Raw genomic sequence first — 13,895 nt, forward strand, 5'->3', positions numbered from 1 at the left:
GGCAACCGCAGGGTCGGGAACTGCCGGGTCGGGAACTGCCGGGTCGGCAACCGCCGGCTTGTGGAGCAGGAGCAGCGCCGCGTCGTCGTGCAGTCGGCCGCCCACATGCGCCAGCAGTTCGTCGTGCAGCGCGGTGAGAGTGCGCGCCGGCTCGTCGCACAGGTGGCGCGCCAGCCCCTCGGCCAGCGGGTAGAACTCACGGTGGTGGTTGCGGGCCTCGGTGACCCCGTCGGTGTAGAGCAGCAACTGATCCCCGTCGGCGAAGGGCAGCACCTGGAGGCTGGGAGTCTCGCCCGTGAGCGCGCTCAGCCCGAGCGGCGGGGCGGGGTGGATGGGATCCACCGGCACGACACCCCCGGCCGCACGCACCAGCAGCGGCGGCGCGTGCCCGCAGTTCACCACCTCCAGATGCCCTGCCTGCGGGTATCCGGCCACAACGGCGGTGACGAAGTCGTCGGTACCGAGGTTGCGCGCCAGGCTCCGCTCGATCCTGGCGACGACGGCGAGGAGATCGGGCTCGTCGTAGGCGGCCTCCTGGAAGACACCCAGGACGAGTGCGGCGGTGCTCACGGCCGGCAGCCCCTTGCCGCGCACATCCCCGACGATCAGCCTGACGCCGTACGGAGTGGGCACCAGCGCGTAGAGATCCCCGCCGATACGGGCCTCCGCCGCCGCCGCGCTGTAGCGGACCGCCACCTGAAACGGCCCGACCGTCGCCGGTACCGGCCTGAGCAGCGCGTGCTGGGCGGCCTCCGCGACCGAGCGGACGGCCGCGAGCACCCGCTCACGACGCCCCCGCAACGCGCCCGACAGGCCACTGGCGAGAGTGACGGCCGCCAGCGCGGACAGCACGGCCACCAGTTCGCGGCCCGGCACACCGTCCCGCACGCCGAGCGCGGCACCCAGCACCGCGGCGAGCAGACCCACGCAGAAGACCCCGCGCGGCCCGCTGGTGGTGGCGGCCAGCGCGGGCCCGGCCACGAGCAGGGAGAGCCAGATCATGCCTGCTCCGCCGAGGAGGTCGACGAGCACGACGACGAGAACGATCAGCACGGACAGCACGGGTGTACCGGCGGCCAGGTGTGCGGCGGCACGCGTCCGGGCCGATGACCCGGGACCGGCCACGCGGTTCCTGAACAGCCCTATCGGCCAGGGGGCGTCGCCATGGTCTCGGGCCTGACTCATGTTTCGTCCGCAGTCCTCACCGTGCGCCACCCGCACTCCGGAAATGTCTGTTTCATCCAGGAAACGGGTTCGGGCCGGACGCGACAAGGACAGGGATTTCAGATAGTGAGCGAGAGGCTTCTGGTCACGCGGTTCGCGGTCGGCGTCAACCGCTCCAGAGCCTCCTCGAGCCGAGAGAGCCGGTTCACCGGCAGCGAGACGCCGAGCGAGCCGAGTGTCTCCCCGCTGTACACCGGCACCGCGACACACACCGTCCCCAGCGAGTACTCCTCCAGATCCGTGACGGCCGGAGCCATCGGCGAGGAGTCCAGCCGCCGCAACAGTTCCAACGGACTCGTGATCGTCCGCGGCGTGAGATCCGCCAGGGGATGCCGCGAGAGGTAGTCCTCGCGCGACTCGTCGTCCAGCTCCCGCAGCACACACTTGCCCAGCGCGGTCGCGTGCCCCGCGTCCTCCATCCCCACCCACAGATCCACCCGCGGTGCCCGGGGACTGTCGACGATCTCCGCGACCCGGATCTCACCGTCCTCGTAGAAGGTGAGATACGCGGCAGCCGCTATCTCGTCCCGCAACGCCGCCAGCGTGGGACGCACCCGGCCCAGCAACGCCTGCCCGCGCCCCGAACTGTGCAGCGACTGCACCTTGTCCCCCAGCACGAACCCGCCGTCGTCCAGCTTCCGCACATAGCCGTCGTGCACCATCGTCCGCAGCAGGTGGTACGCCGTGGCCAGGGGCAGCCCCGTCTCCCGCGCGAGATGCTTCGCCGGCACACCGTTCTCGTGCGCGCCCACCGCCTCAAGGAGACGAAACGCCCGCTGCACGGACGTGATCAGCGTGGGGCCGTCACGAACACCCATACGACCAGAGTGCGCCGGTCAGGCCGCGCGAGCAAGGCGGCACCGCCCCACCCGACTCCGCGCACGGAACGGGCGTACGGCCGATGCCCTGGCTTGAGGGCGGAACGGCGCCGCGGGAGGCTGGAGACGACGCCCGCGATGTGCGCCCGGTTTCCTCGGGGCGCGCCTCCGGACTCCGCCGAGGCGAGGACGAGGGTAAGAACCCATGGACAGCGAGCACGTCGCATCCCGAGGAAACGTGCCGACGCCCGTACCGGAGGACTCCGCGGTCGTGGTCGACGCCCGGGGGTCGGTCATGGTCTGGAGTGCCGGAGCCACGCAGCTGCTCGGCTACGAACCCGAAGAGATCGTGGGCCGCCACGCCACCGACCTGCTCGCCGCCGACCTGCCCGCCTCGGCGCGGCGCCACATCGCCGACGGGCGCCAGTGGGCCACCGAGGTGGCCCTTCGGCACCGGGAGGGGGGTCGTGTCGTGGTGCGGCTGCGGGGAGTGCCGCTGGTGGACGCGGCGCGCCGGAGGCTCTGGCTGGTGACCGGCGCGGCGCTGACGAACCCTGCCGGACCGTCCGACCCGAACGCGGCCGCGATGTGGGGCCGCACGCTGGCGCAGCTCCCGCTGCCGGTGGCGGTCTATGACCTCGATGCGCGGCTCGTGGCCGCCAACGAGGTCATGACGCGGGTGATGGGCAGGACCGAGGAGGAGATGCGGGGCCTGACGCTGTGGGAGATCGAGCCGAGCTGGCCCTTCGACGAGTACGACCGCCTCCAGCGGGAGGTGCTGCGCACCGGAGAGATGATCTTCCATGAGCAGCACGGCCAGGCTCCCGGCGAGACGCGGGAGCACGCGTGGTCGATGTTCCTGTCGCCGTTGAAGGACGAGGACGGCACGGTGCACGGGCTGTCGGCGACCGTGTTCGACACCACCGAGCAGTACTGGGCCCGACAGCGCCTGGCCGTGCTCAACGACGCGAGCCTCCGCATCGGCAGCACCCTGGATGTGACCCGAACGGCCGAAGAGCTGGCCGAGGTGGCTGTGACCGGGTTCGCGGACTTCGTCACCGTGGACCTGCTGGAATCCGTGGCGCAGGGCGAGGAGCCCCGGTCGGTGCCGCCCGGCGAGTCGGTCATGGTCCGCCGCGCCGCGCAGCGATCGGTGCTGGAGGGATGCCCGGAGTCGGTGGTCGCCTCGGGCGGCACGAGTCTCTACCCGGCGGATTCGCTGCCGGTGCTGACGCTGGTCAGCGGCCGGGGCACCCGGCACCGGTCGGACGATCCGGCGCTGCGGGCGTGGGTCGAATCATCCCCGGCCCGTGCCGAGACCGTGGGCAAGTACATGATCCACTCGGTGATGATGGTCCCGCTGCGGGCCCGGGGCGTGACCCTGGGCATGGTGCACTTCCTGCGGCACCGGACGCCGGAGTCCTTCGGCGAGGACGACCTGGTGCTCGCGGAGGAGATCGTCGCCAGGGCCGCGGTGAGCGTGGACAACGCCCGCCGCTACACCCGTGAACGCCGCACGGCACTGGCACTGCAACGCAGTCTGCTGCCCGAGCGGCCACCGGCTCTCACAGCGGTGGAGGTCGCCTACCGTTACCTCCCGGCCGGTTCCGGAGCCGACGTCGGAGGGGACTGGCTCGACGTGATCCAGCTGTCCGGCGCGCGGGTCGCCCTGGTCGTGGGCGATGTGGTGGGGCACGGCATCCAGGCCTCGGCCACGATGGGGCGCCTGCGGACCGCCGTACGGACTCTCGCGGACGTCGATCTCGCCCCCGACGAGTTGCTCACCCAGCTCGACGACCTCGTCATCAGGCTCGACCGGGAAGAGGGTCCGGAGGCGCGTGGACGGGCGGAGGAGACGTCGGGTGAGGTCGGGGCCACCTGCCTGTACGCCGTGTACGACCCGGCGTCCCGCCGCTGCACCCTGGCCCGCGCCGGGCACCCGCCGCCCGCCCTGGTCACCGCGGACGGCACCGTGCGGTTTCTGGACCTGCCCGCCGGGCCGCCGCTCGGCCTCGGCGGCCTGCCGTACGAGTCCACCGAGGTGGAGCTCGGCGAGGGAAGCCTGCTCGCTCTCTACACCGACGGCCTGGTCGAGGCCGCCGACCGGGACATCGGCGTCGGGCTCGAACTGCTGCGCCAGGCGCTCAGCAGTCCGGCCGACACGCTGGAGGAGACCTGTGACCAGGTGCTGAGCACCGCATTGACCAGCCGTCCCGCCGACGACATCGTCCTGCTCCTGGCCCGCACCTCCGCGCTCGACCCCGGGCAGATGCGGACCTGGTACCTGCCGCGGGATCCAGCGGCCGTCGCCGGGGCCCGCAAGGTGGCGGGCGAACAGGTGGCCGCGTGGGGGCTGGACGAAACGGCGTTCGCCACCGAACTGATCGTCAGCGAACTGGTCACCAACGCCATCCGCTACGGCGAGGCGCCGATCCGGCTACGCCTCATCCGCGACTCCACGCTCATCTGCGAGGTCTCCGACGGCAGCAGCACCGCCCCGCACCTGCGCCGAGCCCGGATCTTCGACGAGGGTGGGCGCGGGCTGCTGCTGGTTGCCCAGGTCGCCGAGCGGTGGGGCAGTCGCCAGACCCCCACAGGCAAGACCATCTGGGCCGAACAGCCATTGCCCGCCTGACACCGGAACGACCCCGCGCCGGCACCGGCGCCGACCGTGGCGGTGGTGGCGGGCTCACGGCACCGGTCGTACGTCGGGCGGGCGTCGCCGGGCGGAGTTCACGAGCCGGTCGGCGAGCGCGACGACGAGATCGCGGAGCTCGTCGGGTCGCTCGATCACGAAGGGCCGATCGAGCGACGCGAGCACCGGAGGCAACCAGTCGAGCCGTTCCACACGCAACCGGACACGCGACCAGAGCTCGGAATCACCGTCCGCCCGGCCCGCTGCCCGCGGCTCCTCCACGACCGCGACGCTTGCCGGGAGCCGGACGCGGATCTGCTCGGCCGTCCCCCGGATCCACAGGATCACTTCGTGCCGGTACGGAGCCTCGGCGAACCCCGACACAACGCGCCGCGCCGGATCGAGTCCCGCGGGCGGCTCGAAGGAGCCGGGCAGGGACCTCGCGTCCGTGATGCGGTCGAGCCGGAACGTGCGGTCCTCACCGCTCTCGGGCTGCGCACCGGTCACGTACCACCGGCCCGAGTGGACGACGAGCCCGTAGGGGTGCACCGTGCGGGCGCTGTGCCGGCCGTCTCCGGCGGTGTACCGGATCGAGATCGGCCGGCGATGGCGGATCGCGTCGGCGATCGAGAGCAGGACGGCGCTCTCGGGTGCGGCTGTCGCGTCGGGCGGAGTAGTGAAGGCGAGGGAGTCGAGCACGGCGTCGAGCCTTCGGGCGAGGCGCTTGGGCAGGACCCGCCGGATCTTGGCCGTGGCCGTCTCATGGGCGGTGCCCGTGGTCGTCGGCATCCCGGCGCGGCGCCCGGCGATCAGGCCGAGCAGCACGGCCAGCGCTTCGTCGTCGCCGAGCATGAGCGGAGGCATGCGGTGGCCGGGGGCGAGCCGGTACCCGCCGTAGCGGCCGCGCACCGATTCGACGGGCACGTCGAGGTCGACCAGGTGGTCCACGTACCGGCGCACGGTGCGTTCGTCGACGTCGAGCCGCTCGGCGAGTTCGGCGGCGGTCCTGATGCCGCCCGACTGCAGGAGCTCCAGCAGGGAGAGCACGCGAGCTGTGGGCCTGGGCATGCTCAGAAGTATCCCCGCAATACCGGGCGGAATCTGTCCGCTATCTCTCCTAGCCTCCGTGAGTACGCATCCACCGAACTCACCGGGAGATCATCGTGAACCTCGTCTCGCTCCGCGTCATCACGGGCGACGTCGCACGCCTCGTCGACTTCTACGAGCGCGCGACCGGCGCCCGCGCGAGCTGGTCCCACGAGGACTTCGCCGAGCTCAGGACGGCGTCAGCCACGCTCGCGATCGCCGGCATCCGCACCGTGCCGCTGTTCGCCCCCGACGCCGCCCGTCCGTCCGACAACCGCTCCGTGATCATCGAGTTCCTCGTCGACGACGTGGACGGCGTGTACGAGAACCTGACCGGCTTCGTGGAGGACTTCGTCAACAAGCCCACCACCATGCCTTGGGGCAACCGTTCGCTGCTGTTCCGCGACCCCGACGGCAACCTCGTCAACTTCTTCACCCCGGTCAGCCCCGACGCCGTCAAGAAGTTCGCTTCCTGACGACGCCGAGGCGGAGCCGGCGGGCTGGGCTACGCCAAGAAGGTGACCCCTCGCGCCGCGGTCATGAGCGACGTGCGCGACGGGACGCGTACACCGCCCCGGCACCGAGGGCGACCACCAGGGCCGCGCCGCCCGCGAGGGTGCCGACCGGCGCGCTCGCACCCGTCTCCGCCAGCGGCGGACCGCTGTCGCTGGGCGACGGCTCGGGAGTGGCGGGCGGCGTCGACTCCAGCGGGGGCACGTCCGGCGTCGTGGGAGGCGTGGTGGAGGGCTTGGGGCTGGTCGGAGGCGGGGTCGTCTCCTCGGCGGGAGGCTGTCCGCCCGCGGGAGTCGTGGGCGTGACCGGGGTGGCGGGAGTGGTCGGGGTCGACGGCGTCGGGGTGGGCGAGTCCGACGGGCCGGGGGTGCACGGCTGTTCGCCCCCGTTCCACGCCGCTATGAGGTGGTAGGGGGTGACGACGTTGTCGGGCTCGTAGGGCAGGGGGCCGTGTCCCTCCCCCGTCTTCCCGTCGTAGGTGATGTCGTCGCCGTACAGGTCGATCTGGCCGTAGCAGTCCGGCGTCTTCACGGCGAGCTTCTGCCAGGTCCGCTGCGCGTCGTCCGTACCGGCGACGTCGTCGGCGGTGAGGTAGACCGTGGCCTTGTCGACCAGGCTCTGGTGCCCGGAGACATACCAGTTCGGCCCCTCGGTGGTGTATTCGGCGAGGGACACGGGGTATTTGCAGCCCTCCCCGACCGTCTGGCCCGGAGCCAGCCGGACCTGGACGCTCCCGGGAACGGTGTCCCATTGATGGAACCCGCCCTGCGAGGTCCAGTCGGCGCCCACGACGTTTCCGTCGGCGCCGACGATGCGGTACTGGACCGTGGCGGACTCGCACGCCCCGGCGGTCGTGGCACTGGCCACCCCCGCGCCGAGCAGGGGCACGGCGGAGGTGGCGAATGCGGTGGCGGCGAGCACAGCCAGAGTTCTGGAGTGTTGCGAACGCGACAAGATGAGCCTCTGTGAAATCGAGAGTGTGGGAGGTGATGGCGCGCGAGTGACCGACGCGGACGGCAGAACTGGATGACCCGACGCAGGAACCGGCGGCAGGCATGCCGCCCAAGCCACTCGTGTCGCTTCGCTCACTTCAGACGCGGCGAAGCGAGCTGGATTCTTCCAACTTTTGACAACTCCCGTCAATCCTTCACCGGTTGCCCACTTCCTCCACGGAACGCACCACGGCGGTAGGGGACTTACGACACGAGAAGGCCCCCGGATGGTTCCGGGGGCCTTCACTCGTGTGGAGAGTCGGGTCAGCTGGGGACGGCGACCCGTCCGCTCGCGGCGGCCGTCACCGGCTTGGGGTTCAGCAACCGCTCGGCCAACTCGCCGAAGACCAGGCCGAATCCGCCCCACAGGACGGTCTGGATGGCCAGTGCGGAGAGACGGAACCGCCACAGCAGGCTGGCCGGGAAGTCCTTCGGTACCTCGTTGATGACCGGCAGGAACGCGTACGCCAGACCGATCACGACGGCGAAGGCGGCCACCGCGCCAACGGTGGCGTACCAGGTGCCGATCCTGGGTGCCAGCCGCTTGCCGAGGATGGTGGCGCCGATCGCGAGGAGCACGCTGAGCACCATCATCAGGAAGTACAGGGTGGTCCGCTTGCCGATGGTGTCGGGGTTGCCGACCGACGGCGGGTTGGCCGGGTACTTCAGGAACGGCACGACGTACACGGCCAGCAACGCGCAGCCGGACAGCAGCAGTGCGGTCGCCCGCGGGCTGAAGCGGCCGACGCGGCCGAGCGCGAAGGCGAAGGCCAGCGCGGCGATGCCACCGAAGGCGACGCCGTAGACCAGGACGCCGGTGGCGAGACCGGCGGTGGACTGCAGAGAGCGGGAGACGATCTCCATCTCGTGCTCGTGGGAGTGGGCTTCCTCGAAGCTGATCGCGCTATCGACGCTCGGCTCACCGAGGAAGTAGGCGGCAACCAGGGCGAGCAGGCCGGCACCGAGGCCGGCCAGCATGCCCCGCACGAGCAGATTTCTTACCGTTGCGGAGTTCATGGCAGTGCTGGGGTTCCCCTCGATCAGTGGCAGGGGAAGCCGAGAAGGTGGCGGGCGTCGTGTACCCACTCGTGGACGTCCGAGCCGGAGACGACGGAGGTGGCGCCCTGTTCGGCACCGACGAAGTACAGCAGGACGAGCATCAGAATGCCGAAGAAGACCGCCCACGGAGCAATCGCCTTGAGCGGCAACTTGGCGGGAACGACGGGGGTGGTGGTTGTCGGCTGGGCGACGGTCTGCGCCATGGCAGGGCCTCCTCGGGAGTTCGCGTCCCATCTCGGTGGTGCACTGGACGACGGCTACGGGTCTGACTCACAAGAGGTCCCAGCGGGCTGGAGCCTGTCGTTCACAGTGGCGCGACCGTGCCGGTTTCCCACCGGCTTCCGTCTTGCCGTCATCGATATCGCACCGACCGTACCGCGTGTCGGGTGCGGGGCCAAGACCGCGCCACCTGGCGTGATCTTCCTCTCGCACCAGGTGGCGGGTCCCCGGTGAACAGCGGGTCAGCGGTGGCGTTACCCGGCCGAGTCCGGTGCCCCGGCCTCGCCGGCGACCGGCGTGGTGTTCGAGGCAACGGAACGACCGCGCTGGCGGACGTCTCACCGACCGTCAGGGCCGGCGGACGTGTGGCGGTCGTGCTTCTGCGCGGAGAACTTCGACCGGGTCGTCGTCCTCTCCGAAGGCCGCGTGGGGTGGAACGGTGTGCACCCACCCGCCGTTCGGCGGGAACCGGCCCGCGCGGCCACCGACCGGAACTCAGCGGTCGCGCCTGGAGCACAACGCCCCTGGCAGGGCCACTGAGTTGCCGGTGGGTGGAGAGCTGTCGCACGCGCCGGGAACGGAGTCCGCGACCGACCGCGCGGCTCAGATCGCCGCGGCCGCCGCGCGTCCTGCCTGGCGTCCGGAGAACAGGCAGCCGCCGAGGAAGGTGCCTTCCAAGGAGCGGTATCCGTGCACTCCTCCACCGCCGAATCCCGCCACCTCACCGGCCGCGTACAGACCGGGAACCGGGGCGCCGGAGGCGTCAAGAACACGGCCGGACAGATCGGTCTGCAGGCCGCCCAGGGTCTTGCGGGTGAGGATGTTGAGCCGCACCGCGATCAGCGGTCCCGCACTGGGGTCCAGGATCTTGTGGATCGCGGCGGTGCGGCTGAGCGAATCCCCCGTGTAGGCCAGCGCGTTGCGGATGCCCATCACCTGGACGTCCTTCGTGTACGGGTTGTCGATCTCCCGGTCCCGCGCCTCGATCTGCCTCTGGAGGTCGGCCAGTTGGATCAGGCCGTCGCCGGTCAGCCGGTTCATCCCGGTGACGAGTTCGGAGAGGCTGGAGGCGACGACGAAGTCGACACCGTTCTTCTTGAACTTCTCGATCGGCTCCGGCGTCTGCCAGATACGCGAGAGAAGCTTCAGGATGTCCTTGTTGGTGAGGTCCGGGTTCTGCTCGGAACCGGAGAGCGCGAACTCCTTCGCGATGATCTTCTGCGTGGTGACGAACCAGGAGTAGTCGTAGCCGCTGTCGGTGATCGACTCGAGGGTGTGCAGAGTGTCGTAGCCGGGCATGTCGGGGGCGGAGAACCGCTTGCCGGTCGCGTCGAACCACATCGACGACGGTCCCGGGAGGATACGGATGCCGTGGTTGGCCCAGATCGGGTCGTAGTTCCTGAGGCCCTCCGTGTAGTGCCACATCCGGTCGGGGTTGACGATACGGCCGCCCGCCGCCTCGGTGATCCCCAGCATCCGCCCGTCCACATACGCCGGCACACCGGTGACCATGAACTTGGGCGGGGTGCCGAGCCGGGCCGGCCAGTTCTGCCGTACCAGATCGTGGTTGGCCCCTATCCCGCCCGAAGTGACGATCACGACCGGAGCACGGAGCTCGAAGTCGCCCACCACCGTGCGGGAACTGGCCTTGCCGCGCGCCGCCGTACTGGGTTCGAGGACCGCGCCGCGCACACCCGTCACGACACCGCCGGCGCGCACGATCTCGTCGACGCGGTGCCGGAACTTGAAGGTCACCTTTCCGCTCGCGACCGCGGCCCGCACCTGCTTCTCGAACGGCTCGACCACCGCCGGACCGGTACCCCAGGTGACATGGAAACGGGGCACCGAGTTGCCGTGACCGTCCGCGAGGCCGCCGCCGCGCTCGGCCCAGCCCACGATCGGGAACCAGCGGATCCCCAGTCCGTAGAGCCAGGACCGCTTCTCCCCCTCGGCGAAGTCCACATACGCCTCGGCCCACTTGTGGGCCCAGTAGTCCTGACCGCCCGGGTCCTCGACACCGCGGTCGAAGCCTGCCGTGCCCAGCCAGTCCTGCCACGCCAGTTCGCGGGAGTCCTTGATTCCCATCAGCCGCTGTTCGTCGGAGTCGATCAGGAACAGACCGCCGAAGGACCAGAACGCCTGGCCGCCCAGGTTGGACTCGGGTTCCTGGTCCAGGAGCAGTACCTTGCGCCCCGCGGCGGCCAGTTCGGCCGTCGCGACCAGGCCGGCGAGGCCACCGCCGACGACGATCGCGTCGGCGTCCGCCGACCCGGCCGCGAACGCCGGTAACGCTTGCGCGGCGAGGGCCGCGCCGGCGACCACGCCGCCGGCCACCGTCAGGGCTCTTCGTCTGCTGATCACCGTGGGGGACGCCGAATTCTCCATGAGGTGCCTTCCGGAAGAGGTACGGGAGGTGCGGGCGGTGCGCCAGACACACAAGGGTGTGCCGCGACACCTCTGTTGTTACCGCCGGTAGCACCCAGGGAAACCAGACCGCGCGGGCGAAGTCGCGACCGCCTCCCGAACAGGCCGCCATGGGCCCATCCCGGCCCGACGTCAGCCTCATCGGACCAAGGCGGGCCTGCTGGTGCGGCGCACCGAGCCCGGCGCCGCGCGCATCGGGAACGCTCCCCCTACGCTCGAAGAACCCGCGAGCTGAGAGACGACGGAGGTCCCACGTGCTTGCGTCCTGGTACGACGAACAAGGCCCGGCCACGGCCGTGCTGAGGGTCGGGGAACTCCCCGACCCCGAGCCCGGCCCCGGTGAGGTTCGGGTCCGTGTCACCGTGTCGGGGGTGAATCCCGGGGACACGAAGAAGCGGCACGGGTGGCTCGGCTCGTCGATGCCGTATCCGCGGGTGATTCCGCACAGCGATGCCGCCGGGGTGATCGACGCCGTGGGGAACGGTGTCGACGCACGCCGGGTCGGACAGCGTGTCTGGGTATACGGCGCCCAGTCGTACCGGCCCTTCGGCACCGCCGCCCAGCACACCGTCGTACCCGCGGACCTGGCCGTTCCCCTGCCCGACCACCTCGGCGACGAACTCGGCGCGAGCCTGGGCATTCCCGGGATCACCGCACACCGGACCGTGTTCAGCGACGGGCCGGTGGACGGGAGGACCGTGCTGGTGCACGGAGTGCTCGGCGGGGTCGGCTCCCTGGCCGCTCAGCTCGCCCGCTGGGGCGGAGCCACCGTGCTCACCACCGTCCGCCGCGGCGACGACCTGGACCGCGTCGACCCGGCCGTCGTGTCCCACGCCGTCGCCCTCGACTCCGCCGACCCGGCGGCGGCAATCCGCACGTACGCGCCCCAGGGCGTGGACCGCATCATCGAAGTGGCACTCTCCGACAACGCCGACCTGGACACCGCCGTCGCCGCGCCGGACGCGGTCATCGCCGCCTACGCCACCCGCGCCGACCGGACCGAAATCCCCTTCTGGCCCCTGCTGTTCAAGAACGTCACCCTGCGGCTGCTCGGCAGCGACGACTTCCCGGCCGAGGCCAGACGCCAGGCCGCCCGCGACCTCACCGCCGCGGCCGCCGTGGGCGCCCTCACCGTCGACGTCGGCGACCGCTACCCGCTGGAGGACATCGCCACAGCCCATGACCGCGTCGACGCCGGCGGCCGGGGCAGGGTGCTGGTGACCATCCCCCACTGACCGTCCCTCACCGACCGTCCCCGACCGACCGGGCCGGCGTCGCGGGACGGCCGGCGCTACAGCCGATGGGACGGCCGGTCATCAGGCCGTCTTCACCACCTTCATCGTGAAGTGTGAGGTGACGTTCTTGATCCGCGGAATGGTCATCACGTGCCCGCTGAGGAAGGTCTCGTAGGCGGACAGGTCCGCGACCGCCACGCGCACGAAGTAGTCCGGGCTGCCGAACAGCCTCCTCAGCTCGATGACCTCCTCGGCCTGCGCCATGGTCTGCTCGAAGCGCTCGACCGTCTCCGCGTCCTGGGCTTCGAGGCTGAGGTCGAGGAGCACCTCGAAAGAGCGGCCCACGGCAACGGGGTCGATGACGGCCCGGTAACCGCGGATGACACCGTCAGCCTCCAGCCGCTGCACGCGCCGCAGGCAGGGCCCTGTCGTGAGCCCGACCCGCTGCGCCAGCTCGACGTTGGTCAGCCGCCCGTCCCGCTCCAACTCGGCGATGATTGCCAGATCGATCGCATCCACGTCAGAAGATTGCACCCCAGACCGCCTGGCGCGCAATCTTCGCAACCACATGGCGCGCGTTTTCCGGGACGATAAACACATGCACCACGACGTTCCGTCCCGCGCGGCCACACCGGAACCCGCCCCGGTCGCGGTCCGGGCTCCCGCCGAGCGGCGCCGGCAGATCACCCTGGGAGTCCGCGACTCCTTCTCCGCAGGCCTCGGGATCTTCCCCCTGGGTATCGCTCTCGGCCTGCTGATCATGCAGGCCGGCCTGCCCTGGTGGCTCGCCCCCGCCCTGTCCCTGGCCGCGTTCGCCGGCTCCCTGGAGCTGCTGCTGGTCGGCATGATGGCCACCGTCACCCCCCTGGCCGCGGTCGCGCTGACCGTCCTCGTGGTCAACTTCCGGCACGTCTTCTACGCCTTCTCCTTCCCCCTCCACCTGGTCAAGCACCCGGTCGCGAAGGCCTACGCCGTCTACGCCATGATCGACGAGGCCTACGCCGTCAACGCCTCCCTGCCCGAGGCGGAACGCTCGGCGCCCCGGCTGCTGGCGATGCAGATCGCCTGCGAGACCTACTGGGTCGGCGGCGGTCTGGTCGGGGTCGCTCTCGGCGCCGCGCTGCCCGCGCCGATCAAGGGCCTGGAGTTCGCCCTGTGCGCCCTGTTCACCGTGCTCACCTTGGACGCGTTCCGCTCCCGCAGGGAACTCCCCTCCGTCCTGCTCGCCGGTGCCGCCGCCGCGCTCGCACTCGTACTGACCCCGGGCCTCGCCATGTTCACCGCGCTGCTGATGTTCGTCGGCCTGCTCCTGGTGCGCCACACGCTCACCACTCGCCGGCCCGCCCGGGAGACCACCGATGCCCAGCACCTCGTACCTCATCACCGTCCTGGCGATCGTCTTCGCTCTCACCTTCGCGCTGCGCGCCCTGCCGTTCGCGGTACTGCGCACCCTGCGCGGCTCGGCGCTGGTGCGGCAGCTGTCCGTGTGGATGCCCGTCGGCATCCTCGCGATCCTCGCCGTGACGGCCCTGCACGGCACGATCACGCGCGACCCGCACGGAACGGGGTACGCACTGCTCGCGGTCGCCGTCACCATCGGCGTCCACCTGGCCTTCGGCCGCCGCACGATCCTGAGCGTGGGTATCGGCACCGCCGTCTACGTCGTCCTGCTCAATACTCTGTGATCGCC

The 13,895-nt window shown here is 70.9% G+C and carries 11 protein-coding genes, 2 pseudogenes and 1 riboswitch; of the genes and pseudogenes, 5 read left to right on the forward strand and 8 right to left on the reverse strand.

Annotation, left to right across the window (positions count from 1 at the left end; all coding sequences use genetic code 11):
- Positions 1 to 30: 30 nt before the first annotated feature.
- Positions 31 to 1,185 (reverse strand): annotated as a pseudogene (locus AQJ27_RS01725) (PP2C family protein-serine/threonine phosphatase); the annotation flags it as partial.
- 98 nt (positions 1,186 to 1,283) lie between these two features.
- The gene (locus AQJ27_RS01730; RefSeq protein WP_067360494.1) at positions 1,284 to 2,042 is read right to left on the reverse strand and encodes an IclR family transcriptional regulator; all 759 of its coding nucleotides are present in this window, start codon (positions 2,040 to 2,042) and stop codon (positions 1,284 to 1,286) included.
- 205 nt (positions 2,043 to 2,247) lie between these two features.
- Here AQJ27_RS01730 and AQJ27_RS01735 point away from each other — a divergent pair, with 205 nt between their 5' ends.
- On the forward strand, positions 2,248 to 4,677 hold the full coding sequence (locus AQJ27_RS01735) for a SpoIIE family protein phosphatase (RefSeq protein WP_067360497.1): 2,430 nt from the start codon (positions 2,248 to 2,250) through the stop codon (positions 4,675 to 4,677).
- Between the two features lie 54 nt (positions 4,678 to 4,731).
- Here the strand turns inward: AQJ27_RS01735 and AQJ27_RS01740 are convergent, their stop codons facing one another.
- Positions 4,732 to 5,745: a helix-turn-helix transcriptional regulator gene (locus AQJ27_RS01740; RefSeq protein WP_067360500.1), complete on the reverse strand. Its 1,014-nt coding sequence runs from the start codon at positions 5,743 to 5,745 to the stop codon at positions 4,732 to 4,734.
- 95 nt (positions 5,746 to 5,840) lie between these two features.
- Between AQJ27_RS01740 and AQJ27_RS01745 the strand changes: the two genes are divergently transcribed.
- Entirely contained in the window at positions 5,841 to 6,239 is a 399-nt protein-coding gene (locus AQJ27_RS01745; protein WP_067360503.1) for a VOC family protein, read from the forward strand.
- Positions 6,240 to 6,300: 61 nt separating this feature from the next.
- Here the strand turns inward: AQJ27_RS01745 and AQJ27_RS01750 are convergent, their stop codons facing one another.
- The 4 genes from AQJ27_RS01750 to AQJ27_RS01765 form a co-directional block, all read right to left on the reverse strand.
- Positions 6,301 to 7,197 carry a hypothetical protein gene (locus tag AQJ27_RS01750; RefSeq protein ID WP_235613450.1) on the reverse strand — a complete coding sequence of 299 codons (897 nt, stop codon included), beginning with the start codon at positions 7,195 to 7,197 and terminating at the stop codon, positions 6,301 to 6,303.
- 335 nt (positions 7,198 to 7,532) lie between these two features.
- Complete coding sequence (locus AQJ27_RS01755; protein WP_067360509.1) at positions 7,533 to 8,285, reverse strand: CbtA family protein; 753 nt, start codon at positions 8,283 to 8,285, stop codon at positions 7,533 to 7,535.
- Positions 8,286 to 8,308: 23 nt separating this feature from the next.
- Positions 8,309 to 8,530, reverse strand: a complete 222-nt coding sequence (locus AQJ27_RS01760; protein WP_054232543.1) for a CbtB domain-containing protein — start codon at positions 8,528 to 8,530, stop codon at positions 8,309 to 8,311.
- Between the two features lie 35 nt (positions 8,531 to 8,565).
- A riboswitch (cobalamin riboswitch) is annotated at positions 8,566 to 8,714 on the reverse strand.
- 435 nt (positions 8,715 to 9,149) lie between these two features.
- On the reverse strand, positions 9,150 to 10,931 hold the full coding sequence (locus tag AQJ27_RS01765; RefSeq protein WP_067360512.1) for an FAD-binding dehydrogenase: 1,782 nt from the start codon (positions 10,929 to 10,931) through the stop codon (positions 9,150 to 9,152).
- Positions 10,932 to 11,224: 293 nt separating this feature from the next.
- Between AQJ27_RS01765 and AQJ27_RS01770 the strand changes: the two genes are divergently transcribed.
- Complete coding sequence (locus tag AQJ27_RS01770) at positions 11,225 to 12,205, forward strand: NADPH:quinone reductase (RefSeq protein WP_067360515.1); 981 nt, start codon at positions 11,225 to 11,227, stop codon at positions 12,203 to 12,205.
- A gap of 81 nt (positions 12,206 to 12,286) precedes the next feature.
- On the opposite strand, the gene AQJ27_RS01775 is transcribed toward AQJ27_RS01770, so the two are convergent.
- Entirely contained in the window at positions 12,287 to 12,724 is a 438-nt protein-coding gene (locus AQJ27_RS01775) for an Lrp/AsnC family transcriptional regulator (protein ID WP_067360518.1), read from the reverse strand.
- A gap of 241 nt (positions 12,725 to 12,965) precedes the next feature.
- Here AQJ27_RS01775 and AQJ27_RS58355 point away from each other — a divergent pair.
- Positions 12,966 to 13,268 (forward strand): annotated as a pseudogene (locus AQJ27_RS58355) (AzlC family ABC transporter permease); the annotation flags it as partial.
- A 295-nt stretch (positions 13,269 to 13,563) separates the two neighbouring features.
- Positions 13,564 to 13,890: a branched-chain amino acid transporter permease gene (locus AQJ27_RS01785; RefSeq protein WP_067360524.1), complete on the forward strand. Its 327-nt coding sequence runs from the start codon at positions 13,564 to 13,566 to the stop codon at positions 13,888 to 13,890.
- Positions 13,891 to 13,895 lie beyond the last annotated feature (5 nt).

The organism is Streptomyces olivochromogenes (assembly GCF_001514115.1).
Lineage (GTDB): Bacteria > Actinomycetota > Actinomycetes > Streptomycetales > Streptomycetaceae > Streptomyces > Streptomyces olivochromogenes.

Bases quoted from the DNA above. Each gene is read 5' to 3' on its own strand.
- AQJ27_RS01765 (WP_067360512.1), bottom strand. From the start codon at position 10,931: ATGGAGAATTCGGCGTCCCCCACGGTGATCAGCAGACGAAGAGCCCTG.
- AQJ27_RS01730 (WP_067360494.1), bottom strand. From the start codon at position 2,042: ATGGGTGTTCGTGACGGCCCCACGCTGATCACGTCCGTGCAGCGGGCG.
- AQJ27_RS01735 (WP_067360497.1), top strand. From the start codon at position 2,248: ATGGACAGCGAGCACGTCGCATCCCGAGGAAACGTGCCGACGCCCGTA.
- AQJ27_RS01785 (WP_067360524.1), top strand. From the start codon at position 13,564: ATGCCCAGCACCTCGTACCTCATCACCGTCCTGGCGATCGTCTTCGCT.
- AQJ27_RS01755 (WP_067360509.1), bottom strand. From the start codon at position 8,285: ATGAACTCCGCAACGGTAAGAAATCTGCTCGTGCGGGGCATGCTGGCC.
- AQJ27_RS01760 (WP_054232543.1), bottom strand. From the start codon at position 8,530: ATGGCGCAGACCGTCGCCCAGCCGACAACCACCACCCCCGTCGTTCCC.
- AQJ27_RS01740 (WP_067360500.1), bottom strand. From the start codon at position 5,745: ATGCCCAGGCCCACAGCTCGCGTGCTCTCCCTGCTGGAGCTCCTGCAG.